Here is a 23087-nt window from a genome sequence, read left to right as displayed (position 1 = left end):
CCACGCCCCGTCCACCCGCACCCGGGTCAACGGCACCTGCACGCTGACCTGCGTGCCCGCCGGCCAGTACTCCCGCGGCCGCCAGTGCACCCGGTCCGCTCCGATCCAGCGCCACGCCCCCTGCACCGCCGACCCGTCAGGAGCCCGCGTGCTCACCGAGATGGCCTGCACCAGCCCCGCCCGCTCCGCCGCCGGCACCTCCCGCGTGAAGATCACCACCACGGGCATCCCGACGCCCACGACCTCCCCGTCCAACGGCATCATCTTGGCCCGCACCGCCGCGTCCTCACCGGTCACCGTGAACGGCAACGACACCGACGCGCTGCGCCCCTCACCGTTGCTCGCGGTGGCCACCGCGGTGTAGGACGCCCCCAGCTCCAACGGCTCCCGCGGAGACCAGGACCCGTCCCCCGCACCACTGCCCGCGACCGCCGAACCGTCAGCGCCGGTGACCACCACCTCCGCCAGCTCCCCACCGGAGACCGTCGCCCGCAGCACCGGCACCGGGGAGGTCACCCCGTCAGCCCCCGCACCCTCAGCGACCAGCGACACCTGCGCCGCCGGCACCGCGGCCCGCGAGGTCTGCGCCGGGGCGGCGGCGCTGCCGCCACCGGAGGCGGAGGGACCGCACCCGGCCAGCACCCCAGCCCCACCGACCACCCCACCAGCCACCGCCAGCAGGAACACCCGCCGGCTCGTGCCGGTCCTCCGCACCTCAGCGGCCACGGTCACCCCCTCGCCGGCGACGCAGTGGCGCCGCCGCGGCGAAGAGCGAGGTGACGGCCACGGCCGACCCGACCCACACCACGGCGGCCATCTCGATCAGCGCGATCATCGGAAGCACCTCTCCGTCGGGGCGGTCGGCACGGCTGGCAGGGCGGTCCACCGCGTGCCGCAGCGGTGGGCCAGGCGGCGCAGGTGCTCCAGCACCAGCAGCTGGCCGGGGCTCCAGGTGGCGCAGGCGGTCTCGTCGACCTGCAGCTCGGACGTCCCCACCTGGAGCGCCCGACGGACCTGGACCGCGAAGGACCCGATGTCGTCACGTCCCCCAGGGGACGGGGCGGTGAGCTCCCACACGGAGCGGGCCGCTTGCGCGCTGCTCCGGCGCGGCCGGGGGAAGGGGGTGTCGCGGACGTGCACGCTCATCTGACGCAGCCGGGGCTCTCGGTGTTGCACACCACGTGTTCGGAGCCGTCAGGCCGGCGGCAGGGCCGGAACGAGCACGAACTCCGCGACAGCGGCCGTCCTCACCGCCAGCTGCTGGTGGGCGGTGCGGCGCTCGTTGCGGCGGACCTCGCTCGGCGAGCGCATGGGACGTCCCCTCCACAGACCTCTGACGACGACACCGGCGAGCAGCGCCACTCGCGGAGGGCGGGTGCGGGACCGGTCCCGCCAGGCTCCCGCGCAGCAGCCGGACGGCGGATCAGCCTGCGAGGGGGCCGGACGGCACGAGCGTCATCCTGTGGGCGTACACCGCGCGGGGACGCTCCTCGTCGTCGTCCTCATCGCCCCTGCCGAAGGACCTCAGGCGGCACCGGCGTACGCGGCCGCGACGGAGGCTCGCGAGAAGACGCGCCACGTGCTCGCGCTCACCACCAGGGCCAGCACGAAGCCCACCCAGTAGGGGGCGGTGAGGCCCGCTGCGGCTGCCAGCACCCCGCCGAGCAGCGCCCCCGCGCAGTTGCCACCGGCGGAGACGAACAGCGTGGCGCTGCCCACCCTGCCGAGCATCTCCGGAGGGGTGAGGCGCTGGCGCAGCGACGTCGCGACGATGCCCCACAGCGAACCGTGCACCCCGAAGACCACGAGCACCGCCCCCACCAGCACGGCGCTGGTCGACGCGGCGAGCACGAGGTGGAGGCACGCCTCGACGAGCAGGCCCACGCGGATCGTCCAGGTGGGAGTGGCCCACGCGATGAGCCGGTCGCCCGCTGCTGCACCGGCGAGCCCCCCGACGGCCATGCAGCCCAGCAGCACGCCGTAGCCGACCGAGCCCAGCCCCAGGCGCTGCTGCGCCACGAGCACGAGCAGCGCCAGCGCCGCGTAGTACGTGAGGTTGAGCAGGCCGATGAGCAGCGCCATCGTCCGCAGCATCCGCTGCCTCATGAGCCAGCCGAAGGCCTCCCCGACCTCGCCGACCGCCATGCGCAGCCGCCCGGCGCCCCCGGACTGCCGCGGACGCGGAGGGGGCGGGTACCGGCCGGGGATGACGGCCAGCAGCGCCGCACCGAGCCCCATCGCTGCGGCCGCCACGAGGAACGGCACCCCGGCGGCCAGCGCGAACAGCGCCCCGGCCAGCGGACCGGCGAGCACGCCGTTCATGAGCGTGGCCGCCCCGTGGAGCCAGCCGTTGGCGCGCTCCAGGGACATGCCGCCCACCACGTCGGGCACCATCGTGGAGCCGGCGATGCGGCTGACCACCTCGCACGCGTTCACCGCGAAGAGCACGCCGTACAGCAGCCCCACTCCCCCGGCCCCGGCGACGACGACGGCGCCCAGCAGCACCAGGGCCGCGGCGCGCACGACGTCCAGCGCGACCAGCAGGCGCCGCCGGTCCACCCTGTCGACGAGCACCCCGCCGGGCAGCGCGAACAGCAGCCACGGCAGCCACGCGACGGCGAAGGCCGCCGAGACCACCACCGGGTCGTCCGAGTAGGTCGCGACGAGCAGCGGCGCAGCGATGAGCACGAGCCCGGTGCCCAGCGCGGACGCTGACGAGGAGGCCCACAGCCTCGCGAACCGCCCGTCGACGCCGCTGACCACCGCGTCGAGACGACCCACGCCCCGCAGTCTGCCCCGCGACCCCGAGCACGCCGTCCACCAGACTCGTGCACGTCGGGCTCCAGAGGGCGGAGGTGGGCGGTGGGCGAGTGGGTGCCGGAGAGCACCGGGAAGTCCGGTGCCCGGGTGTGGCGGGGCCGCGGCGTGCACCGGAAGCAGGACGCCCCGGAGCGCCTCGCCGCCGACGCCGCGCGGCTGGCGTGGCTCGGCGAGCAGGGCCTTCCGTGCCCGGAGGTCGTCTCGCTGACCCACGACACCCTCACCACCACCACGGTCCCCGGTCGACCCGCCACCGAGCTCGACCCCGCCGTGCGGCCGCGCGCCCTCGCCTCCCTGGCCGAGGTGCTGCGCGCCCTCCACGCCCTCCCGACGGCCGGCTGCCCCTTCGACGCCTCCCTCGGGACGACGGTGGCGGCCGCGCGGTCCCGGGCCGTCCACGGCCTGGTCGACCTGGAGGACCTCGACGACGAGCGCCGCGGCTGGTCGGCGCGACGGCTGCTCGCCGAGCTCGACGCGACCCTGCCGGCGCGGGAGGACCTCGTGGTCTGCCACGGCGACCCTGGCCTGCCCAACGTCCTCTTCAGCGCGGACGGCGAGGTGACCGGGCTCCTCGACGTCGGCGGGCTCGGAGTGGCGGACCGCTGCCGCGACCTGGCGATCGCCCACCGGAGCACCCGCGACCGGCTGGGCACCGCAGCCGCGCAGGAGCTGCTCGAGCGCTGCGGGGCCAGCGACCGCGACCGGGACCTGCTCCCGTTCTACCGCCTGCTCGACGAGTTCTTCTGACGCCGGCCGGCCCGGCCGGGCAGATCGCCGCAGCAGGCCGCACCACGTGGACGGCCTCGCCGAGCACGGGACGCAGCGCGGTCAGCTGGTGGCTGGTCCACTGCGGGCGGTAGGACTCGAGGTCGGAGGAGTGCGGCACGTTCGCGGCGAAGAGCTTGCGGTAGCAGACATCGACGGTGCGCCCCCGCGGGTCCCACGAGCCGCCCGTGCTGCGGCTGACGTCCACGGCCCAGTTCCACAGCCCGAGGCCGGCGCCGACGTCGAGCCACGCGCTGCGTCGCGCCAGCCAGTCCTGCTCGCTCTCCCAGGCCAGCACGCGCGCCCCTCGGGAGGCGACCAGGTCGCCGCCGTGGTCCTCCGAGCCCCACCAGTGCCAGCGCAGGCGCCCGTCGAAGCGGATGCCGCACGGTGCTCCCCGGCTCGGGACGACCCGCGGCACCACGACGTCGTCCGCGCTCACGGCGGGACGCCAGGCGGTCACCTGCGGCTCGGGCGACGCGTCCTCACGTGGCGCCGTCGTGCACCAGGCTGGGTCCCGCACCACCGCGATCGACGAGGAGCGCCATGACCACAGCCGTCATCATCGGAGCCGGCCCGGGGCTCGGCGCTGCCGCGGCTCGGCGGTTCGGAGCCGAGGGCTTCGCCGTCGCTCTGGTCTCCCGCACCCAGGCCAACGTCGACGCGCTGGCCGACCAGCTGCGGTCCCAGGAAGTGGACGCCCGCGGGTACGCAGCGAGCGTGCGCGACCTCGACTCGCTGCGCACCGCCCTGCACCGCGCCGCCGAGGACCTCGGGCCGGCGGAGCTGGTGCAGTACAGCCCCATCCCCCAGCCGGAGTTCCTGCGCCCGGTGCTCGAGACGGGCATCGAAGACCTGCGCGCCGCTGTCGAGTTCTCCGTCTTCGGTCCGCAGGCCGTGGTCAACGAGGTGCTGCCGGGGATGCGCCAGCTGGGCCGGGGGACGCTGCTGTTCGTCAACGGAGGCAGCGGCGCCCGCCCCAACGCCTCGGTGGCCGGCACGTCGGTGGCGTTCGCCGGGGAGAGCGCCTACGCGCGGATGCTGCACACGGCGCTCGCCGACGACGGCGTGCACGTCGGGCAGCTGATCATCCCGGGCGGCATCGAGGTCGGGCACCCCACGCACGACCCGGACGTGCTCGCCGGGCACCTGTGGCGGATGCACACCGAGCGCGAGGGGTTCCGGGTCTTCGCCGAGCCGATGCCCGACGTCCCCTGACCCCCCCGTCCGTGATCATGGACAGTAGGCCGCCCCGAGGCGACGGCTGCGGGGTGGAACCACTCCGACCAGCGAGGCTGGGTCCCCGTCGAGGGTGAAGGACTCCGCTTCGGGGACGAGCGCGGTCACTCCGAGCTCTTCGAGAGCGCTCCCGCCGGGTACGGTCCGCCGTCCTGCCCGCACGGGATGGAGGAGCAGCTGGACGACGACGAGCGCCCCCTCGGCTCAGCGGGTCCAGGGGTCCTCCGCACGGCGGCCGCGGCTGAAGCCGAAGTGCTCCACCAGCGCGACCGCCTCTGGGAAGTGCGAGGCCAGCGGTTCGGGGACGTGCGCGTCGCTGCCGAAGGTCACCGCACGCCCGCCCTCCTCGGCCCACCACTGCGGCAGCCACGACCACAGCCGGCGCGTGTTCATCTCCAGCGCGCGGCCGCTGTCGGCGATCGCGCGCAGCGCCACCCGGAACGGCTCCTCGAAGCGCCGCGGGTCGAAAGGACCCGCCTCCTCGAGGGGCCAGGTGCGGACGGCGTAGTCGAGGTGGGTGACCACGGTGAAGGGCGCGTCGCTGTCCACCAGGCGCGGCACCTCCTCGAGGTAGGCCGTCACCACGTCCTCCGGCGCCAGGGACCGGTACAGCGTGTTGGGCTCCGCACGGTCCTCGCCCCAGGCGAGGGTGTGCAGCGACCCGATGACGCGGTCGAGCGCCTCCAGGTCGAGCAGCTGTCGGGCGCGCTCCCAGCGCAGGTGCGGCTGGCCGAACTCGACCCCGGTGCCGATGCGCAGCTCGGGGAAGAGCGCTCGGCACCGCTCGACGCCCTCGAGGTAGCCGTCGACGTCGAACGGCGGGACGACGACATGCCCGGTGCCGTCCACGAGGTGCCTCTGGTTCGGCATGAGGTCCTCGCGGTCGGCGCGCCAGGAGTCTTCGAGGTCGAGGTGCTCGGTGAAGAAGAGCGCCGGCAGCCCGATCCGCACCGCCCGGCGGCAGGTGGCCTCCATGGTCCCGGCCGCCCGCGAGCGCGGGCCCCCGGTGTCCCACGACCACTCGCTGTGCACGTGGCTGTCGGCGGGCAGGTCCATGCGGGCCAGGTGTACACCTGCGGCGGACGGTGCAGCACCACGCCTGCGCTGGTGGACGTGCCGGGGGTCGTGTGGCCGCGAGGCGACCCCCACCTGTCGGGGAGCGCCGCGCTGGACGCGGCGGTGGCCGACGCCGCCAGGTCGGCGCCCTCAGGTCGAGAGGAGAGGGCCCACCTCACCCCTCGGCAGCCACTCCTCCCGTCCGCGGCTCGGCCCGTCGGAACCGGGCGCACGCGCAGTCGCTGCAGCTGGTGCTCGTGTGGGGCCGCTCGTGCCGGTGCCAGATGTGGCCGCACCGGCACATCGTCATCGCCACGGACGCCCGTCGGTCGAGGTCCAGCATCTCCGGCGGCCACGGCGGCTTCCTGCCGGCGACCCACTGGGCGGTCCAGGCGACCCACCGGGCGGTCAGCCGGACGAGGGCGACGATCAGCACGCCTCAGGGTGGGTCCACCACCTCCACAGCACAAGGACCACCCGCTCAGCAGGCGTGCTGCCGCAAGCACGAGGTGGTGCTGCCTGGCGGCACCACGAGCGCCTATGGCGTCGACGAGAGCAACCCGTCGCCGTCGCCACCCTCGCCCAGGTCCCACCGGGGCGCGTGCCGCTGACCGTCAGCACCGGTTTCCGCTTGTCGTCGACAGGCTCGTCGAGTCCAGCGGGGTGGCGGCCGTCCCCACCGCTGTGCCGCTGCGGTGGACGCTCCGGACGCCGGTCAGCCGCTCCGGGAGGCGCCGGCACCGGGGCGGGGGGCGGGGCGGAACCGCTGGCAGGAGCACGCGTCGCAGCCCGTGCGCACGTGGGGGTGCTCGTGGCTGTGCCACACGTGGCCGCACGTGCACAGCGTCATGGCCACCGCGGCCCGGCGGTCCGCCTCGAGGAGCTCGGGGGGCCACTGCTCCTCACCCGCGCCGGACCACCGCGCCAGCAGCCGCCGCAGCGCGTCTGAGAGCACGTCCCAGGGTGGAACGCGCGTCTCACCAGCACAAGGCAGACCTCGCTCCGCATCGGCCGAGAGGTGGCCTCGGTGCTGGACGAGGCGTCCCCCGGCGGGGCAGGTGCCCGCCGCGGCTAGCGTCGTCGTCGTGGTCGGTGACGAGGTGCAGGTGGCGTTCACCAAGTACGACGGATCGCCGCACTGGCACATCGGCACGCGCTTGCTCGGTGAGGACGAGCACGGCACCTGGCTGCACTCCCCCGCGGGCACCTTCACGTGGCGGCCGGGGCTGGCGTTCACCTACGACCGCGCCAACGTCCTCTGCGTCCCCCGCGGCCAGCACTGGGCCGCCACCCTCTACGACGGCGGGGGCGCGTCGTCGGTGGTGACGTACGTCGACATCACCACGCCCGCGGTGTGGTCACCGGGGCGGGTGACGATGTCCGACCTCGACCTCGACGTCGTCCAGCGGACCGGGGAGGAGCCGTTCGTCGACGACGAGGACGAGTTCGAGCTGCACCGCGTCCGCTACGCCTACCCTCCGGACCTGCAGGCGGCGGCGCGGGCCGCCAGCGCCTCGGTGCTCGCAGCAGTGGCAGCGCGCCAGGCTCCGTTCGACGGCCCGACGGCGTCGCGGTGGCTGGCCCAGGCCGACCCGGCGTGGGCCCCGGTCGCGCCGCCCGACCGGCCCGCCGGCTGAACCGGACCCCCGATCACGGGTCTGCTCAGCGCTCCGGCGGGGTGCCGCCGCGGTCAGGAACCGGCTCCTGCTGACCCGGGAGCGCACCAGCGCGGGCGCTCGTGGCGCCGCCGCCGTAGCGTGCCGACGACCGGGGTCCGTCGGCACCGGCATCGGCACCCGCAGCCGGCGAGAGGACACCCCTGTGACGCGCACCTGGACCGAGCTCCTGGCACCGGAGCGGCTCACCGCCGTCGTCGACATCGGCGCCAACCCCATCGACGGCGACCCGCCCTACGTCGACATGCTGCGCGCCGGCCTGTGCACCGTCACCGGCTTCGAGCCGCAGCCGGAGGCGCTCCAGCTGCTCCTGGACGCGGCCGGCCCGAACGAGCGGTACCTGCCGCACGCCGTCGGTGACGGCGGCGAGCACGAGCTCAAGGTCACGTGGATGAACGGCATGACCAGCCTGCTGGAGCCCGACGTCGCCCGGCTGTCCACGCTCAACGAGTTCGCCCGCTACGGCGAGGTGCTCAGCCGCACCACGTTGCAGACCACCCGCCTCGACGACATCACCGACCTCGGCCCGGTGGACCTGCTGAAGATCGACGTGCAGGGCTCCGAGCTGCCGGTCTTCCAGAACGGCTCGAAGTCCTTGGCCGGCGCCGTGGTGGTGCACACGGAGATGTCGTTCGCGCCGCTGTACGAGGGCCAGCCGCTGTTCGGCGAGGTCGACGCCGAGCTGCGCGCGCAGGGCTTCGTGCTGCACACCTTCGCGACCCTCAAGAAGTGGCCGATCGCCCCGGCCGTCATCGACGGGTACATCTTCACCAACCACCAGCAGGTCATCGAGGCGGACGTCGCCTACGTCAAGGACTTCGGCCGCCTCGAGGGGCTCTCCGCCGAGCAGCTCAAGCACCTGGCGCTGCTGGCCCACCACGTGTACTCCTCGCCCGACCTCGCCGTCCGCTGCCTGGTGCAGCTCGTCGCGGACGGCGTCGTCGACGACGCGGTGGTGCCCGCCTACGCCGACGCGCTGGGCCGCTCGGTCGCGACGAACGGCGTGCGCTCCGACCGCTGAGCGAAAGCGTTGACCCCGACCCCGTCCGTGATCATGGGCTTCCCGAGCACTCTCCGCGACGGAAGTGCACGGGAAACCCATCATCACGAGGGAGGGGCGGGACGCTGGAAGCGGGGCTCGTGCCGGTGGTCCTCGCGGCCCCAGGTCCGCTGCAGGTCCACCTCGTGGGGCACCTCGGCGGAGACGCCGTCGACGTCGAGGACGGCGACCTCGGGGGCGTCCTGACCGCGGCGCTCCCGGTTCAGGTCCCGGGTGCGGCGAACCACCAGGTTCTCCCCCACCCGCACCGGCGCCACCTCGGCCAGCTCGGCGAGCGTCGCACCGGCCAGCACCACGGGCCGGTCCAGGTCCACCCGGTACCGGCCCCGCCCGAGCACCGCGCGCGGTGGCTCGCCGACGTGCACGCGCGGGTCGTCCAGGAGCGCCGCCGCCCGGCCGCCGCGCAGCCACACCGCGGCGTCGCTCCCGGCGAGCAGCGAGGTGGTGCAGGCGACGACGTCGGCGTCGTCGCAGACCTCCCCGGCGGGAGCGTCGTCCAGGACGACGACGACGTCGGGGTGCTCCCACACCAGCGCGCTGCCCGGCTGCCCGCGCGTGGCGGGTCCCGCGACGTACCTCGCCAGCGCGAGCCCCTCGACGTTGCGGGAGCGGCGCGCGCCGTCGTCGTCGGTGCGGCCGGCGAAGTCCTCGCCGTCGTGCCAGGCCACCGCCGCCCGCTCGTGGTGGAAGGTCGCCCCCGCCAGCCAGCACCGGTGCGCCAGCTCCCAGTCCTCCCCGCCGTACGCGGTGAAGGACCCCTCGAAGCCGCCGACCTCCTCGAACAGCGCGCGCGTGGTGCTGAGCACCGCCGAGATGACGAAGCGGTAGGCGTCGTCGCCCGCGGAGCGCAGGTCGTCGGTGCGCTCGTACGCCTCCACCAGCCACGCGGGCTCGGCGAACTCCCGCGGAGCCGCGGTGGCGTCGCCGTCGCCGAGCCAGCGCCGCAGCTGCTCCGGCGAGGTCTGCGCGAGGTCGCCGTGGCGGCGCCGCCCCACCACGAGGTCTGCACCCGCCTCGACGGCGCGGACCACCGCGGAGACGTACCCGGGCTCGGGGACGGTGTCCGCGTCGAGGAAGCAGAGCACCTCTCCGCTGCTCGCGGCCGCACCGAGGTTGCGCGCGGCGGCCGCGCGGAAGCCCTCGTCGGCCTGCGCCACGACGCGCACCCGGTAGGGGCGCTCCCCGGGGTCGGGGGCCCGGGCGGAGCCGTCGTCGGCGACGACCACGTCGAGCAGGTCCAGCGGGTGGTCCTGCAGCTCTAGCGCGGTGAGCAGCAGCGACAGGTCGTGCGGGGACTCGTAGTGCGGCACCACCACGGAGACGGTGGTGGTGCTGGGGCTGCTCACGCACCCACCTGCTCGCGGGGTCGGCTGGGCAGCGCCGCCAGGACGTCGCGCACCAGCGCCGCGGTCTGCTCCACGGTCGGCCCGGGCACCGACCCCGGCGGCGCCCACGTGCTGGCCGGGTCCGCCCACGCGCGGGCGAGGGCCTCGCGCAGGTCGTCGTAGACGGTCACGCAGCCCGGTGTGCGCTCGAGCAGCTCGGCGGCGTAGTCGCTGCGCGGCACCAGCGGACGCCGGCCCGCCGCGACCCACGCGTTGATGGACCCCGACGCCGACAGGTGCGCGTGCGGCGCGACCGGCACCACGGCCGAGCGCAGCAGGCCCGGCAGGTCCTGCACCGCCACCCAGCCGCTGACGCGCGCCGTCCGCCCGAGCGCACCCGCCTGCTCCTGCAGGGCGTCGACGAGGTCCTCGTGACCTGGCGACGGCCTGCCCCAGGCCACGAGCCCGACCCCCGGCGGCAGCACGTCCAGCGCCTCGACCACGGCGTCGTGCCCCTTGCCCGGGTAGAGGTAGCCGAGCACCGCGACCGCGTGCAGCGGGGCCGACGGCTCGGTGGGCGGCTCGGCGGGACCGCCGGCCAGCTCGGGCACCGGCAGGGGGACGACGACGACGTCGAGCGCGTCCGCGTCCTGCACCGCAGCCCCGGCCGCGTCCCAGCAGGCGCGCAGCAGCCGCTCCTCGTGGCGGCTCGCCACGACCACCACCTCGGCGGCCCGGGCCGTCCGGAGGTACGCGGCAGCCCGCCGCGGCTGGTTGACCGCGCCGTCGCTCGCCTGCGGGAGGTCGTGCAGCGCCACCACCAGCCGCCGCTCCCCCGCGAGCGCCTCCAGGACGTCGGCGGCCTCCTCGGGTCCGCGCCCGAAGAGCTTGTCGGTGACGTGCACGAGCACCGGTCCCGCGGGCGCTTCCCGCACCGCCTGCAGCAGCGCGTCGGCGGCGGGCCGCTCGTCGAGGCGGACGAGGTGGACACGGCCGCCGCCGTCCGCGAGCGCGCGGTGCTGCGCCAGCGCCACCTCCACCACGCCGTGCTCCGCGGAGCCGACGACCAGGCAGACCACGGCGTCCTGGCGAGCGAGGACGGCGGCGCTCATGCGGCCCTGCCCCCTCCGAGCAGCGCCGCAGCGGCAGCGGCGTGGCGCGCCATGCCGGTCTCGGCGACGCCGGGGCGCTCGGCGTACCAGCGCAGGTGGGCCTCGCGGACCTCGTCGTCGTCGACGTCCTGACCGTGCACCCGCCACGCGGCGCGGGCGGCGCCCGCCTGGTCCGCGAGGCCCAGGGCCTCGAGCACCTCGGGCAGCACGGGCGCGTGGACGCTGTCCAGCAGCGTGCGGCCCGGGTCGGCGACGTCGGTGGGCAGGCCCGCGGCGGCGAGCACCCGCTGCGCGAGCCCCGTGAGCACCGCGTTGCCGGGGTGGTTGACGGTGTGCGTGGCGTGCGCGCCGGCGCCGGTGAGGAGGTCGACCACGGGCAGCGACCCGTGGCGCTCCTGGCGCGAGCGCAGCTCGGCCGCGGACAGGTCGCGGACGGCGCGCACCGCCCGTGCGGGGGGCACCTCGGGCAGCGGCGCCGCGCCGGAGGCCAGGGCCAGGGTGCGCAGGTCGTGGTAGGGCACGAGGGGCGGCTCGCCCGCCCCGGGCGACCTGACGACCACCTGGAACGGGTGCAGCGCGGCCCAGCGCAGCACCGGCACGACGACCACCTGCGGCGAGCGGGGCGCGCGGGCGGCACGGGCGGCGCGCGCGGCGACCTCGGCGGTGCCGAGCGGGAGGCCGCGGTAGCCGTCGGCCACGGGCTGGGAGACCAGCACGTCGGTGGCGGCGAGCAGCGCGTCGAGGTGCGGCAGGTCGTCGGCGGTGAGCTCGTGGACGGGCGGCACGCGCACCGTCCGCACCGGGGAGGGCTGCGCCGCCCCGTCCGGGCGGCCCGCCAGCAGCACCCGCAGCGACTCCGCCTGGCAGTTGCCGTGGACGAGCACCAGCGGGCGGTCGTCCCGCTCGACCGGCTCCAGGCCGTAGAACGTCCCGTAGTGCCGGTGCCGCCCCGTCACCTCGTCGGTCGGCACCACCGGCACAGCGCTCAGCACCCGGTGAACAGTAGGGCTGCTCGGCGATCCGGCCAGTCGGCGGATCACGGGGGGCGCAGCGGGGCCCGAGGTGGTTGCATCAGGCCGTGATCCCCCGCTCGCCGAGCCGCACCACCCCCCTCGGCGCCGCGGTCACCCCTGTCAGGTCCAGCGTCAGGTCCAGCCGGCGGCTGACGGTCGCGGTGCTGGGACCGAGCCGCTACCCCATCGCCGAGCCCTACTCCGGTGGCCTGGAGTCCTTCGTCGGAGGGCTCGTCGACGGGCTGCGGGCCCGGGGCCACCGCGTGCTGCTCTTCGCGGCCGCCGGCTCCGACGCGGCGCAGCCGGAGGTGCTGGCGGGCGGCGGGTGGCGCCCCGACGAGCTGTCCCGGCAGGACGCGTCGATGCCGGCGGAGGCGTTCCTGCGCGAGCACCACGCCCACCTCAACGTGCTGACGGCGCTGCGCACCACCTACGCCGGCGAGGTGGACGTGGTGCACAACAACTCGCTGCACCACCTGCCGCTGTCGCTGGCCGACACGCTGCCGTTCCCCACCCTCACCACGCTGCACACCCCGCCGACGCCGTGGCTGACCTCAGCGCTGGACGCCGGGGGCTCCTCGCACGCCTTCAGCAGCGTCAGCCGGTTCACGGCCCGCCAGTGGGCGCCGTGGGTGGGCTCGGCGGACGTGGTGCACAACGGGGTGGACCCGCGGCGCTGGCCCCTCGGGCCCGGTGGCGGCGGGCTGCTGTGGTTCGGTCGCATCGTGCCGGAGAAGGCCCCGCACCTGGCGCTGGCTGCCGCGGCGGCCGCCGGCCACCACCTGCACCTGGTCGGCCCGGTGCTGGACCAGCGGTACTTCGCCGAGCAGGTGGCGCCCCACCTGGGAGCCGGCGCCACGTGGCACGGCCACCTCGGCGGGGACGACCTCGTGCGCGCCGTCGGCGCCGCCACCGCCGTGCTGGTCACGCCCGCGTGGGACGAGCCGTTCGGCCTGGTGGCCGCCGAGGCCGCGATGTGCGGCACCCCCGTGGTGGCCTTCGACCGCGGAGGACTGTCCGAGGTCCTGCGCCCCGGCGTCGGCCAGCAGGTCGGCGCGGTGGTCGCCCCGGACGACGTCGACGCCATGGCCGCGGCCATCGACCCCGTGCTGACCCTCGACCGGCGCGACGTGCGCGCCGCGGCGCTCTCGCACCTGTCGTCCGGCGCGATGGTCGCCCGCTACGAGCAGCTGCTGCTGGGCCTGGCCTCGTCGGGCTCCTCGGCCCTGGCCGCCAGCGACCAGGTGTCCGTCGCGGCGTCGTAGTCGACCAGGCCGTCGGCGCGGAAGCGCTCGAGCCAGCCCGTCATCGGCCACCAGCCCCAGCGCCGGCGGAAGGTCGCGCCGTTGCGCACGATCGCCGCCAGGTGCTGCACCGGCGGGCTCGACACCGGGTGGTGCTGGTGGTGGGCGTCCGCGCCGCCCACCCAGAACAGCGACCCGCCGAGGTGCCGCACGGTGGCGGCGACGTCGGTGTCCTCCCCGCCGTAGCCGCGGTACTCCTCGCAGAAGCCGCCGAACCGCTCCCAGTCGCGCGCGGTGACCGCGAACGAGAGGGACCAGAACAGCCACCACTGGTCCTCCCCGGCGAGCACCACCCGGCCGGCGTCCGGTGCGGGACGCGCGGCGTGCGGCGGCGCGGCGCCCGGCAGCGCCGCGAGGTCGGCCGGCCCGGTGACCCGCACGTGCGGCGGCAGGTACGCGACGGGCCCGCACAGCAGGGACGGTCCGGGTGCCGAGCGCACCTGCGCCGACCCGGCGGCGCGCGCGTAGGTGGCCACGAGGTCGGGCGAGGGGACGCAGTCGACGTCGAGGAGCACCAGCAGCTCGCAACCGTGCTCGGCGGCCGCCGCGGCCGCGGCGTTGCGGGCGCGCGCCAGCGGCAGCTCCCCGGCCCCCTCGCCGTCGGCGGCCAGCGCGACGTCGACGACGACGCGCCGCGTGCCCCGCGCCGCGGGCACCTCGTCGAGCACGGAGCGCACCAGCGGGTCCCCCATCGCGGCGACCACGTGCAGCGCGGGCGGCGAGGTCTGCGCGGCCAGCCCGTGCAGCTGCCCGCGCAGGTGGTCGTGGCGCCCGGCGACGATCGTCAGCACCGCCACCGGCAGCCCGCTCACGCGAGCCTCCCACCGGCCGCGGCGAGCGCGTCGAGGTGCCGCGCTGCGCGCTGCGCCCCGTCACCCGGTGCCCACCGCTCCCACGGCCCGGCGCCGACCGCGCGCGCCCGCTCCAGCAGCTCCGGCCACTCGTGCGCCCGCGGCCAGGCGTCCAGCGCCACCAGCCCCTCGGCGCGCAGCAGCTCCGCGCGGCGCACCTGCTCCCCGAAGGGCCGCTCCTGGGCGACGACGACGGCCGCGCGGCGCGCCGCGGCGACCTCCGCCACGGCGTTGTGCCCGCCGTGCACGACGACGACCTCCGCGCGCAGCAGCGCCTCCCACACGCCGTCGCCGTCGCGGGAGCCCTCGCCGACCGGCGCCGACAGGGCCGAGCCGGGCACGCGGTGCTCCCAGCGCCACCCGGGTGCGGCCTCGGCCGCGGCGAGCAGGTCGGCGTCGGTCACGTCGCGCCCGCCGCTGCCCCACAGCACGAGGACGCGGCCCGGCTCGGACGCCGCGGCCGGGGCGTCGCGCCCGTCGAAGCGGGAGAACGCCCCGACGTGGAGCACGGGCGCGCCGTCGTCGTCCTGAGCGCTGCGCCGGGGCGCCGGCCAGGGGGCGAGCAGGGCCTGGGCGACCGCGCGGCCCAGCCGGTGGGCGGGGTCGTGGCGGTCCCCGAGCATCGCCGCCACCACCACGGGCACCCCGCACAGGCGGACCAGGGCGGTCATCTCCACCGAGACGTCGGTGACGAAGAGCCGCGGCCGCTCCCGCGCCACCCACTCCACCACGGCCGCGCTGCGCGAGCGCAGGCCCGCGTGGTGCAGCGGCACCCAGTGCAGGGCGCCGCCGGCCGTGGCCGAGGAGCGGTCGACGGGCTCGTCGTCGTCGCGGTCCAGCTGGACCCACTCCCCGGCGAAGCCCGCGGGCCGCGCAGCCGAGCTGAACGCCGTGACGGGCGTGCGCAGGTGCTGCGTGACGGCGACCAGCCGCTGCAGGTGCCCCACCCCGTGGTGGTGGACGTACCAGCCGATCACGCGCCGGCCCCGACGAGGCGGCGGTACAGCTCGCGGTGGGCCCGGGCCACCTCGAGGCGCTGCTGGTGACGCTCTGCCGCGGTCGCGGCGGCGCCCGGAACGCCGTCGAGCGCGCTGCGCAGGCCGCGCGCGACGTCGACGGGGTCGAGCAGGTCCACCTCCACCAGCGGCTGCTGCTCGCTCAGGTGACCCACCCGGCCGGCGAGCACGGGCGTGCCGAGGTCGTGGCAGAGCTCCAGCCACCCGGAGTGGGTGCCGTGGCCGTAGGCCAGCACGGAGACGTCGAGGGCGCGCAGGTAGTCGCGCAGCTCGGCGTCGTCGAAGCGGCCGTGGACGCGCAGGTCGACGTCGCCGTCGTCGTGGGCCCGGCGCAGCCAGGCGACGAGCGCGGCGTCGTGGCGCCCGAAGGCGCTGGTGAGTGCTTCGTCGTGCACGTCCACCCGCAGCCGCGCACCGGGCAGCGTGCCGACCGCGGCGGCGAGGCTCCGCAGCGCCGGCAGGGCCACGAGGTTGGCGCGCAGGCTCTTCAGGTGCAGCCCGACCACGCGGTCGGTGCCGTCGGGGCGGGGCACGCGCGCCGCGCCGACCTCCTCCAGCGGCGCGATGTGCGGGTGGGGCACCACGAGGGCGTCGACGCCCCACCCGCGCCGCAGCTCCTGCGCAGCGCCAGGCGTCAGCGTGACGACGGCGTCCGCGGCGGGCACGAGCACGTCGAGCAGCGCGGCGTACGGGCCCTGGTCGGTCAGGTGCGGGTTCTGCAGGTCGTGGGCGGTGAGGACGAGCGGGCGGCCCGCGTCGCGCAGCGCGGCGACGAGCCCGCGCAGCTGCTCCGGCGTGCGCCCCTCGAAGCCGAAGTGCAGGTGCAGCACGTCGAAGCGGTGCGCGTTCGCGGCCACCCAGGCGGCGTCCAGCGCCGGCAACGGCGCCCACCCGGCGCCGGGGGCCCGCGGGTCGTCGAGGACGACGACACCGGGGTCGCGGTCGTCCACGAGGTGCGCCACGTAGTCGTGGTCACCGGGGACGTGGAGCACGGTGACCACCGTCGGGGCGGGCTCGCCGATCACGTCGGGCAGTCTGCATCACGTGTTCGAACGAGGCGCGCGGCCGGGCGCCCGAGTGGGCGCCCGGCACCGGTCAGCGCCGGGAGGAGCTGCTCGGCAGGCCGAAGGAGGTCGGCAGCGAGGAGGGCGGGGACGTCGCCGGCTGCGGGGCCGGCGAGGTCACGGTCAGCCTCGGCAGCGCCGTCGCGAGCGACGAGGGCAGCGAGGTCGGCAGCGACGTCGGCAGCGACGTCGGCAGCGACGTCGGCAGCGACGTGGGGACCGACGTGGGCGCGGTGGTCCGGGGCACCGACACCGACGGCACTGACACCGGCGGCACCGAGACCGACGGCACCGAGACCGACGGCACCGAGACCGGCGGGAGGGTCACCGCGGGCCGGCCCGGCACGACCGTCACCGGCGGGACGCTGACGGCGGACGACGACGGGGTGAGCGGCAGCCGCGACCCCGGTGGGGACGAGGACGCCGTCGAGGAACCGCCCCCGGCGGCAGCAGCGGCGGCGGAGGTCTCGGCGGCCGAGGTCGGGAGCGGAGCTGCACCGGGTTCCGCACCGGGCTCCGCAGCGGGCTCTGCACCGGGCTCCGCACCGGGACCGGCGCCGGGACCGGCGCCGGTGTTGAGCTGCGGGGCGCCCGCCTCGCCGGCAGCGCCGGGACCGGCGCCCGTCGCAGACGCCGCGGCTGACGCGGCTGCCGGCTGCCCCCCGGCCCCGGTGTGCTCACCCCCGCCTCCGTGCTCGGTCCCCGTGCCGGGGCCGCGGTCGCCGGTCAGCGCGCCCACCGCGCCCACCGCCTGGATGCGGGCGGAGGCCGCGGCCGCGGGCAGGTCGAGCGCAGCGGACGCCGTGACGGCCCCACCGACGCCCGCCACGGCCACCGCGACCGCGGTGAGCGCGGGGGTGGCGACGGCCGAGGCCACGGAGGCGGCCACGGAGGCCACGAGGGACCCGGCCGAGGAGGCCGCGGCGCCCGCAGAGCCGCCCGCCGCGGTGGCGGCCGAGGCGGCCTGGGCGGGAGCGGCGGCTGCGAACGGGAGGGCGGCGAGCAGCGTCGCCGGCCCGGCGACGCGCCGCAGCTTGCCGATGCCCACGCTGAGCAGGGCCCTCACGACGGCGGGGTCGAACTGCTCCCCGGCGCAGCGGGTGATCTCCGCGCGGGCCTGCTCCGCCGTCATGGGCTTCTTGTAGGCGCGGGCCGAGGTGATGACGTCGTAGGTGTCGGCCACGGCGATGACCCGGGCGGCCAGGGAGATCTCCGGACCGGCCAGGGAGCGGGGGTATCCGCGCCCGTCCCAGCGCTCGTGGTGCTGCTCCACCCCGTCCAGCCAGTCGCCCAGCCAGTCGCGCAGGGGCTCGACCAGCTCCCCGCCGTGGTGGGGGTGGCTCTGCAGCTGCGCCCACTCCTCGTCGCTGGGGCGGCCGTCCTTGTTGATGACCTCCACCGGCACGTGCACCTTGCCGACGTCGTGCAGCAGGGCCACCCAGCTGAGCCTGTCGACGTCGGCCGCCGACAGGCCCATCTCCCGGCCGATGAGCGCGGCGTAGGCCTGCACCCGCTCGCCGTGGGCACGGGTCCTGTCGTCGTGGGCGGCGAGCGCGCCCACCAGCGCCAGCAGCCGCTGGCCGGGACCGGTCCCCGCACCGGCCTCCTCGAGCGCCGCCGGGGACCAGCGGCGGCGGGCGAGGCTGAAGCGGTGCGGCACGTCGTCGGGCAGCACGAGGCTCAGCCTGAGCAGCGCGGGCAGCGGCGCGACCCGGCGCAGCCCGCGCGAGCAGGCGAGCAGCGCCGCGGACGTCACGAGCACCAGGCCGGTCAGCCACAGCCACCCGGGCAGCCCCAGCCGCGCGGGCGGGAACCACAGCGCGGCGGCCAGGCCGACGACCAGGGCCAGCACGAAGGGACCGACGACGAGGACGGCGCGCACCGCGAGCGCGAGCACGGGCCGGGCGCGGCGCGCGACCACGCCCGGGTCGTCGTAGTTCTGCGTCGGTCCGGTGATCACGACCCCGCTGTCGGCGCGTGGTGCCGGGATCCTTGAGGGGTTCCGCGAGCGTCCGCCCGTCCGGCCCAGCCGGGCTGCTCCTCCCGGGACCGCGCCCACCCCGCGTAAGCCGGCCGGGACACCACGCCGACCTGCGCAAATGCCGCGTCCCGGCGGTCGGCTCCTGCATGCTCGAGATCGTGAGCCCGTCCGGCGCACCCCAGACCCGGCGACCCGGCGGCCCCGCACGCCCTCGCCCGGACGCGGCGCGCCCTGCGCCGTCGACGGTCCCGCGGCCTCGCCCGGCCGCGCAGCCGCCCGCGCGACGGCCGGTGCGAGCCGCACCTCCGGGCCGCTCGGCGCGGGAGGTCCGCCCGGCGCAGCAGCGTCCGCCCCGTCCTGCGCGGCGCCCGAGCTCGCGGTGGGGGCCTCGAGCGGGCTCGACGCAGCGGCGGACGGCGGCGCTCGTCGTCGTCCTGCTCCTCCTGGCGGCCGTGTTCACCGGCCGGCTGGTGCAGCTGCAGGTGACGGACGCGGGTCCGCTCGCCGAGGAGGCGCTCGGCCGGCGCCTCGCGGAGGACCCCGTGCCCGCCGCCCGCGGCACCATCACCGACCGGGACGGTGCGGTGCTGGCGCAGGACGTCGAGCGGCGCGACATCACCGCGGACCCGAAGCTGTTCGGCGGCCCCACGCCCCGCGAGCCGCATCTGCTCACCGCCGCGGAGGCCGCCGCCCGGCTGGCCCCGGTGCTCGGGAGGCCCGAGGCGGAGCTGGCGGAGCTGCTCGCGCCCCGCACCGGCGCCGACGGCGAGCAGGTGCGCTGGACCGTGCTGGCCCGGGGGGTGACCCCCGCGGTGCGGCGGCAGGTGCAGCAGCTGGCCATCCCCGGGCTGAGCAGCACCCGGCAGGAGCTGCGCACCTACCCGGCCGGCACCACGGCCGGCAACCTCGTCGGCTACGTCAGCACCGACGGCGAGGCGCTCGCCGGCGTCGAGCGGGCCCTGGACGACGTGCTGCGCGGCACCGACGGGCGCCGGGTGTACGAGAAGGGCAGGAACGGGCAGCGGATCCCGCTGGCGGACTCCCTCGACGTCGCTGCCGTGGACGGGCGCGACGTGCGCCTCACCATCGACGCCGACCTGCAGTTCTACGCCCAGCGCGCCGCGACCGCGCAGGCCGCGGCCACGCGCGCCGCGTGGGTGTCGGTGGTGGCCATGACGCCCGACGGGCAGGTGCTCGCGCTGGCGGAGTCCGGCTCCATCGACCCGGCCCGCCCCGGCGCGACCCCGGAGGCCCAGCGGCACAACCGCTCCCTGGAGGACGTCTTCGAGCCCGGGTCCACCGGCAAGGTCATCACCGCGGCGGCCGCCGTCGAGCAGGGTCTGGCCACGCCGGAGACGCAGCTGGTGGTGCCGGACTCGATGGTCCTCCCGCGCCGCGGTGGCGTCGTGAGGGACTCCCACGAGCACGCACCGCAGAAGCTCACCTTCGCCGGAGTGCTGGCGGAGTCCTCCAACGTCGGCACGATCATGGTCGGGCAGCAGCTGACCCTCCAGCAGCGCTACGACTACCTGCGCGCCTTCGGCCTCGGCGAGGAGCAGCTCGGGCTGCCCGGGGAGACCCGCGGCATCCTCACCACCCCCGAGCAGTGGTCGACCAACTCCCGCGACCCCTACGTGGTGCTCTTCGGCCAGGGCTACGCCGTCAACGCCCTGCAGGCCGCGCAGGTCTACGCGACCATCGCCAACGGCGGGGTGCGCGTGCAGCCGCGCATCGTCGCCGGCACCACCGACGCGTCAGGGGCGTTCACCCCGGCGCCCGTGCCCACGGGGACGCGGGTGGTCAGCGAGAGGACCGCCGCGCAGGTCACCTCGATGCTCGAGGGCGTGGTGTCGTCGGAGGGCACCGGCATGAACGCCGCCGTCCCCGGGTTCCGCGTGGCGGGCAAGACCGGGACGGCGGAGGACCGCGCCGCCGGTGAGGGGAAGTACACGGCCTCGTTCATCGGGATGGCGCCGGCGGAGGACCCGCAGGTCGTCGTCGCCGTGATCGTGCAGCACCCCGACCGGGCGCACCACTACGGCGGGGTGGCCGCGGCCCCGGTGTTCTCCGACGTCATGGGGTTCGCCCTCGCGCAGCAGGGCGTCGCGCCCAGCGGCGCACCCGCGCAGCTGCCCCCGCTGACCTGGCGCTGACCCCGCCGACCGCCGCCGCCCCGTGGCGGAGGGGCTCGCGGAGCGCGGACCGCGGGCCGGTGGTTGGGTCGGGGCATGCGCATCTTCTTCACCGGCGGCAGCGGCAAGGCCGGGCACCACGTGGCGCCCTTCCTGGCCTCGCAGGGCCACCAGGTCACCAACGCCGACCTGACCCCGCTGCGCCACCCCGACGTCACCGACCTCCGCGTGGACCTCACCGACGCCGGCCAGGTCTACTCCGCGATGGCGGGGACCCCCAGCGGCGCCGAGCTCGACTCCCCCGCCCGCCCCGCGGGCACCGCGTCGTCCTACGACGCCGTCGTGCACTACGCCGCCATCCCCAGCGAGTTCATCGCCCCGGACGCCACCACGTTCGCGACCAACACCACGGCCCACTACAACGTGCTCGAGGCGGCCACCCGCCTGGGCATCCGCAAGGTGGTGTTCGCCTCCTCCGAGACCACCTACGGCATCTGCTTCGCGCACGGCGAGCGCAAGCCGCTGTACGTGCCGGTCGACGAGGAGCACCCCGTGGTCCCGGAGGACTCCTACGCCATGTCCAAGGTGGCCGGCGAGGTGGTCTCCCGCTCCTTCCAGGCGCGCACCGGGGCGGACGTGTACGGCCTGCGCATCAACAACGTCATCGAGCCGCACGAGTACGCGGAGAAGTTCCCCGCATTCCTGGAGGACCCGTCGCTGCGGCGGCGCAACGTCTTCGCCTACATCGACACCCGCGACCTGGGGCAGATGACGCTGCGGGCGCTGGAGGTCGACGGGCTCGGCTACCAGGTGTTCAACGTCGCCAACGCCGACATGTCGGTCGCCGCGACCACGCAGGAGGTCCTCGACCGCTTCTACGCCGGCGTCGAGGTGCGCCGCGAGATGGGCCGCGACGAGACCTTCTACAGCATCGACAAGGCCCGCGAGCTGCTCGGCTACTCCCCGCAGCACTCCTGGCGCGACGTGCTGGAGGACCCGCGCAGCGGTTCCTGACGCCTGCGGCGCAGCACGCACCGGGTGCCGGCCGGGCCGCCGGCACCCGGTGCGGCGCGCTGGTGGCGGCCGGGGAGGCGGCCCCTCACAGGTGCACGTCGACCGCGGGGTCCTCCTCGGCGCGGCCGTGGGCGCGCTGGGCGTGCTCGCTGCGGCGGCGGTCCAGCCACCCGACCACCGGTGTGGCCAGCACCCCGTGCACGACCACCGACGTCGCCACGGTGAGGGCCACCACCGCCCACAGCGACTCACCGGGGAAGTCCCCGTGCGAGAGCGCGTACGCCAGGTAGTACAGCGAGCCGATGCCCCGCACGCCGAAGAAGGCGATGACCGCGCGCTCGCGCCAGCCCCCTGCGGTGTGCACGGTGGAGACCATGCCGACCACCGGGCGCACCACGGCGACCAGGAGGACGGCGACCAGCGCCAGCTGCCAGGTCAGGGCTCCGAGCAGGCCGTCGCTGATCGCCGCCCCCAGGAGCAGCAGCAGCCACGCGGTGAGCATCCGCTCGGTCTGCTCCACGAAGCTGTGCGCCACCTGGTGGGCGCCGTGGGAGCGCTCCGCGGCGCGCAGGGCGAGGGCGGCGACGAAGACGGCCACGAAGCCGTAGCCGTGCAGCACCTGTGCGGCCCCGTAGGCCAGGAAGGTCACCGCCAGCGCGGTGAAGCCCTCCACCTGCTGGGACAGGCGCAGCGCGTCGAAGCGGGAGCGGAAGAAGATCCTGCCCAGCACCCACCCGACCCCCAGGCCCACGGCCACTCCGACGGCCAGGCGCAGGAGGAGGTCGCCCAGCGCCCAGCCCCACACCCAGGCGCCCAGCGCACCGCCGTGCGCGGCGAGGGCGATGGCGAGGTAGACCCCGGGGAAGGCAGCCCCGTCGTTGAGGCCGGCCTCGCTGGTCAGGGCGAACCTGACCTCGTCCTCGTCGGAGTCCTCGCTCGGCTCGGCGACCTGCACGTCCCCGGCGAGCACCGGGTCCGTGGGTGCCAGCGCGGACCCGAGCAGCACGGCGGCGGCCAGGGGCAGCCCCGCCAGGAGGCTGCCGCTGACGGCGACCAGGAGGATCGTCAGCGGCATCGCCACCGCCAGCAGGCGCCACGTGGTGCGCCAGCGGCGCCAGCCGACGGGACGGTCGATGGCCAGGCCGGCGCCCATGAGGGAGATGATCACGACGACCTCGGTGAGGTGCTCGGTCACCGCCTCGTGCTCCAGGGGGTCCACCGGGGGCAGCCCCGGGAGAAAGCCGATGAGCACGCCGAGGCCGAGGAAGGCCATGGGGAGGCTGAAGGCCCTGCCCTCGAGCACGCGCGGGAGGACCGCGGCCAGCAGCGCGCTGGCCCCGGCGAGCAGGAAGATGACGAAGGCGGTCACCGCTGGCCCGCCGGGCCTGCGGAAGACGGGCGTGGGGAAGTCGTCGTCGACGGGGAAGTCACTGGTGCGCCCTCGTGGCAAGCGGCCCGGGACCGGCCGTGCCTCTGCAGCCTGCGGGAGCCTGCTGACAGTAGGCGCGCCGCGCGGGTGACGCGCGCTGGCGGAGGGGACGCGCCGCAGGGGCCCGGTCGGCGCCGCTCTCCTCGACCCAGGGTGTTTACGAGGTAAGTGAACGGGTACGTCGACTCCCGCAGGGCTGCAGCGCGCCGGCCCGCCACCGCCGCAGGGAC

20 protein-coding genes are annotated in these 23087 nt (G+C 76.3%); 7 read left to right on the top strand and 13 right to left on the bottom strand.

The window, feature by feature from the left end; all coding sequences use genetic code 11:
- The 3 genes from FHN55_RS10875 to FHN55_RS10865 form a co-directional block, all read right to left on the bottom strand.
- Positions 1-726 (bottom strand): Ig-like domain-containing protein (locus tag FHN55_RS10875; RefSeq protein WP_257570869.1); only part of this gene is annotated, 726 nt, incomplete at its 3' end.
- Between the two features lie 105 nt (positions 727-831).
- Positions 832-1146: a hypothetical protein gene (locus FHN55_RS10870; protein ID WP_139712332.1), complete on the bottom strand. Its 315-nt coding sequence runs from the start codon at positions 1144-1146 to the stop codon at positions 832-834.
- 378 nt (positions 1147-1524) lie between these two features.
- On the bottom strand, positions 1525-2781 hold the full coding sequence (locus FHN55_RS10865) for an MFS transporter (RefSeq protein WP_218974563.1): 1257 nt from the start codon (positions 2779-2781) through the stop codon (positions 1525-1527).
- 81 nt (positions 2782-2862) lie between these two features.
- On the opposite strand from FHN55_RS10865, the gene FHN55_RS10860 reads away from it, so the two are divergent.
- Both FHN55_RS10860 and FHN55_RS10855 read left to right on the top strand, forming a co-directional pair.
- On the top strand, positions 2863-3567 hold the full coding sequence (locus FHN55_RS10860; protein ID WP_218974562.1) for an APH(3') family aminoglycoside O-phosphotransferase: 705 nt from the start codon (positions 2863-2865) through the stop codon (positions 3565-3567).
- 564 nt (positions 3568-4131) lie between these two features.
- Positions 4132-4803 (top strand): SDR family NAD(P)-dependent oxidoreductase, encoded by a 672-nt coding sequence (locus FHN55_RS10855; protein WP_139712331.1) that lies wholly within the window; start codon positions 4132-4134, stop codon positions 4801-4803.
- 225 nt (positions 4804-5028) lie between these two features.
- On the opposite strand, the gene FHN55_RS10850 is transcribed toward FHN55_RS10855, so the two are convergent.
- Positions 5029-5880, bottom strand: a complete 852-nt coding sequence (locus FHN55_RS10850) for a PHP domain-containing protein (RefSeq protein ID WP_139712330.1) — start codon at positions 5878-5880, stop codon at positions 5029-5031.
- A gap of 715 nt (positions 5881-6595) precedes the next feature.
- A complete protein-coding gene (locus FHN55_RS22665; RefSeq protein WP_180357773.1) occupies positions 6596-6835 on the bottom strand; it encodes a hypothetical protein in 240 nt (79 codons plus the stop codon).
- 130 nt (positions 6836-6965) lie between these two features.
- Between FHN55_RS22665 and FHN55_RS10845 the strand changes: the two genes are divergently transcribed.
- On the top strand, positions 6966-7517 hold the full coding sequence (locus FHN55_RS10845) for a DUF402 domain-containing protein (protein WP_218974561.1): 552 nt from the start codon (positions 6966-6968) through the stop codon (positions 7515-7517).
- Between the two features lie 184 nt (positions 7518-7701).
- Positions 7702-8577, top strand: coding sequence for an FkbM family methyltransferase (locus FHN55_RS10840; protein WP_139712328.1), 876 nt, complete (start codon positions 7702-7704; stop codon positions 8575-8577).
- An 83-nt stretch (positions 8578-8660) separates the two neighbouring features.
- Here FHN55_RS10840 and FHN55_RS10835 read toward each other — a convergent pair whose 3' ends face one another.
- Genes FHN55_RS10835 through FHN55_RS10830 form a run of 3 tightly spaced genes read right to left on the bottom strand, consistent with a single transcriptional unit; the run spans position 8661 to position 12045 of the window.
- Positions 8661-9962: a glycosyltransferase gene (locus FHN55_RS10835; RefSeq protein ID WP_180357771.1), complete on the bottom strand. Its 1302-nt coding sequence runs from the start codon at positions 9960-9962 to the stop codon at positions 8661-8663.
- Positions 9959-11053, bottom strand: coding sequence for a glycosyltransferase (locus tag FHN55_RS22660; protein WP_180357770.1), 1095 nt, complete (start codon positions 11051-11053; stop codon positions 9959-9961). The genes FHN55_RS10835 and FHN55_RS22660 overlap by 4 nt, the downstream gene beginning before the upstream one ends.
- The gene (locus FHN55_RS10830; protein ID WP_218974560.1) at positions 11050-12045 is read right to left on the bottom strand and encodes a WcbI family polysaccharide biosynthesis putative acetyltransferase; all 996 of its coding nucleotides are present in this window, start codon (positions 12043-12045) and stop codon (positions 11050-11052) included. Before FHN55_RS10830 ends, FHN55_RS22660 begins: the two co-directional genes overlap by 4 nt.
- An 86-nt stretch (positions 12046-12131) precedes the next feature.
- Between FHN55_RS10830 and FHN55_RS10825 the strand changes: the two genes are divergently transcribed.
- A complete protein-coding gene (locus FHN55_RS10825; protein ID WP_218974559.1) occupies positions 12132-13331 on the top strand; it encodes a glycosyltransferase in 1200 nt (399 codons plus the stop codon).
- On the opposite strand, the gene FHN55_RS10820 is transcribed toward FHN55_RS10825, so the two are convergent.
- From FHN55_RS10820 to FHN55_RS10805, 4 genes are all read right to left on the bottom strand, one after another.
- Positions 13247-14182 (bottom strand): glycosyltransferase family 2 protein, encoded by a 936-nt coding sequence (locus FHN55_RS10820; RefSeq protein WP_257570867.1) that lies wholly within the window; start codon positions 14180-14182, stop codon positions 13247-13249. The genes FHN55_RS10825 and FHN55_RS10820 overlap by 85 nt on opposite strands.
- Positions 14179-15198 (bottom strand): hypothetical protein, encoded by a 1020-nt coding sequence (locus tag FHN55_RS10815; RefSeq protein WP_139712326.1) that lies wholly within the window; start codon positions 15196-15198, stop codon positions 14179-14181. Before FHN55_RS10815 ends, FHN55_RS10820 begins: the two co-directional genes overlap by 4 nt.
- Positions 15195-16262, bottom strand: a complete 1068-nt coding sequence (locus tag FHN55_RS10810; RefSeq protein ID WP_139712325.1) for a glycosyltransferase — start codon at positions 16260-16262, stop codon at positions 15195-15197. The genes FHN55_RS10815 and FHN55_RS10810 overlap by 4 nt, the downstream gene beginning before the upstream one ends.
- A 70-nt stretch (positions 16263-16332) precedes the next feature.
- Positions 16333-18261, bottom strand: a complete 1929-nt coding sequence (locus tag FHN55_RS10805; RefSeq protein WP_139712324.1) for an HD-GYP domain-containing protein — start codon at positions 18259-18261, stop codon at positions 16333-16335.
- Between the two features lie 473 nt (positions 18262-18734).
- Between FHN55_RS10805 and FHN55_RS10800 the strand changes: the two genes are divergently transcribed.
- Together FHN55_RS10800 and FHN55_RS10795 are read left to right on the top strand one after the other, a co-directional pair.
- Complete coding sequence (locus FHN55_RS10800) at positions 18735-20435, top strand: penicillin-binding protein 2 (protein ID WP_180357769.1); 1701 nt, start codon at positions 18735-18737, stop codon at positions 20433-20435.
- A 75-nt stretch (positions 20436-20510) separates the two neighbouring features.
- Positions 20511-21428: an NAD(P)-dependent oxidoreductase gene (locus tag FHN55_RS10795; protein ID WP_139712322.1), complete on the top strand. Its 918-nt coding sequence runs from the start codon at positions 20511-20513 to the stop codon at positions 21426-21428.
- Between the two features lie 85 nt (positions 21429-21513).
- Here FHN55_RS10795 and FHN55_RS10790 read toward each other — a convergent pair whose 3' ends face one another.
- Positions 21514-22878: a sodium:proton antiporter gene (locus FHN55_RS10790; protein WP_306821801.1), complete on the bottom strand. Its 1365-nt coding sequence runs from the start codon at positions 22876-22878 to the stop codon at positions 21514-21516.
- Positions 22879-23087: the final 209 nt, after the last annotated feature.

It is taken from the genome of Streptomyces sp. NP160 (assembly GCF_006335115.1).
GTDB lineage: Bacteria > Actinomycetota > Actinomycetes > Actinomycetales > Quadrisphaeraceae > Quadrisphaera.
This window is presented reverse-complemented; position numbering and strand designations above follow the sequence as displayed.

What these genes read in the sequence shown, in the direction of transcription:
- FHN55_RS10870 (WP_139712332.1), bottom strand. Translation starts at nt 1,146, where the DNA reads ATGAGCGTGCACGTCCGCGACACCCCCTTCCCCCGGCCGCGCCGGAGC.
- FHN55_RS10855 (WP_139712331.1), top strand. Translation starts at nt 4,132, where the DNA reads ATGACCACAGCCGTCATCATCGGAGCCGGCCCGGGGCTCGGCGCTGCC.
- FHN55_RS10850 (WP_139712330.1), bottom strand. Translation starts at nt 5,880, where the DNA reads ATGGACCTGCCCGCCGACAGCCACGTGCACAGCGAGTGGTCGTGGGAC.
- FHN55_RS22660 (WP_180357770.1), bottom strand. Translation starts at nt 11,053, where the DNA reads ATGAGCGCCGCCGTCCTCGCTCGCCAGGACGCCGTGGTCTGCCTGGTC.
- FHN55_RS10795 (WP_139712322.1), top strand. Translation starts at nt 20,511, where the DNA reads ATGCGCATCTTCTTCACCGGCGGCAGCGGCAAGGCCGGGCACCACGTG.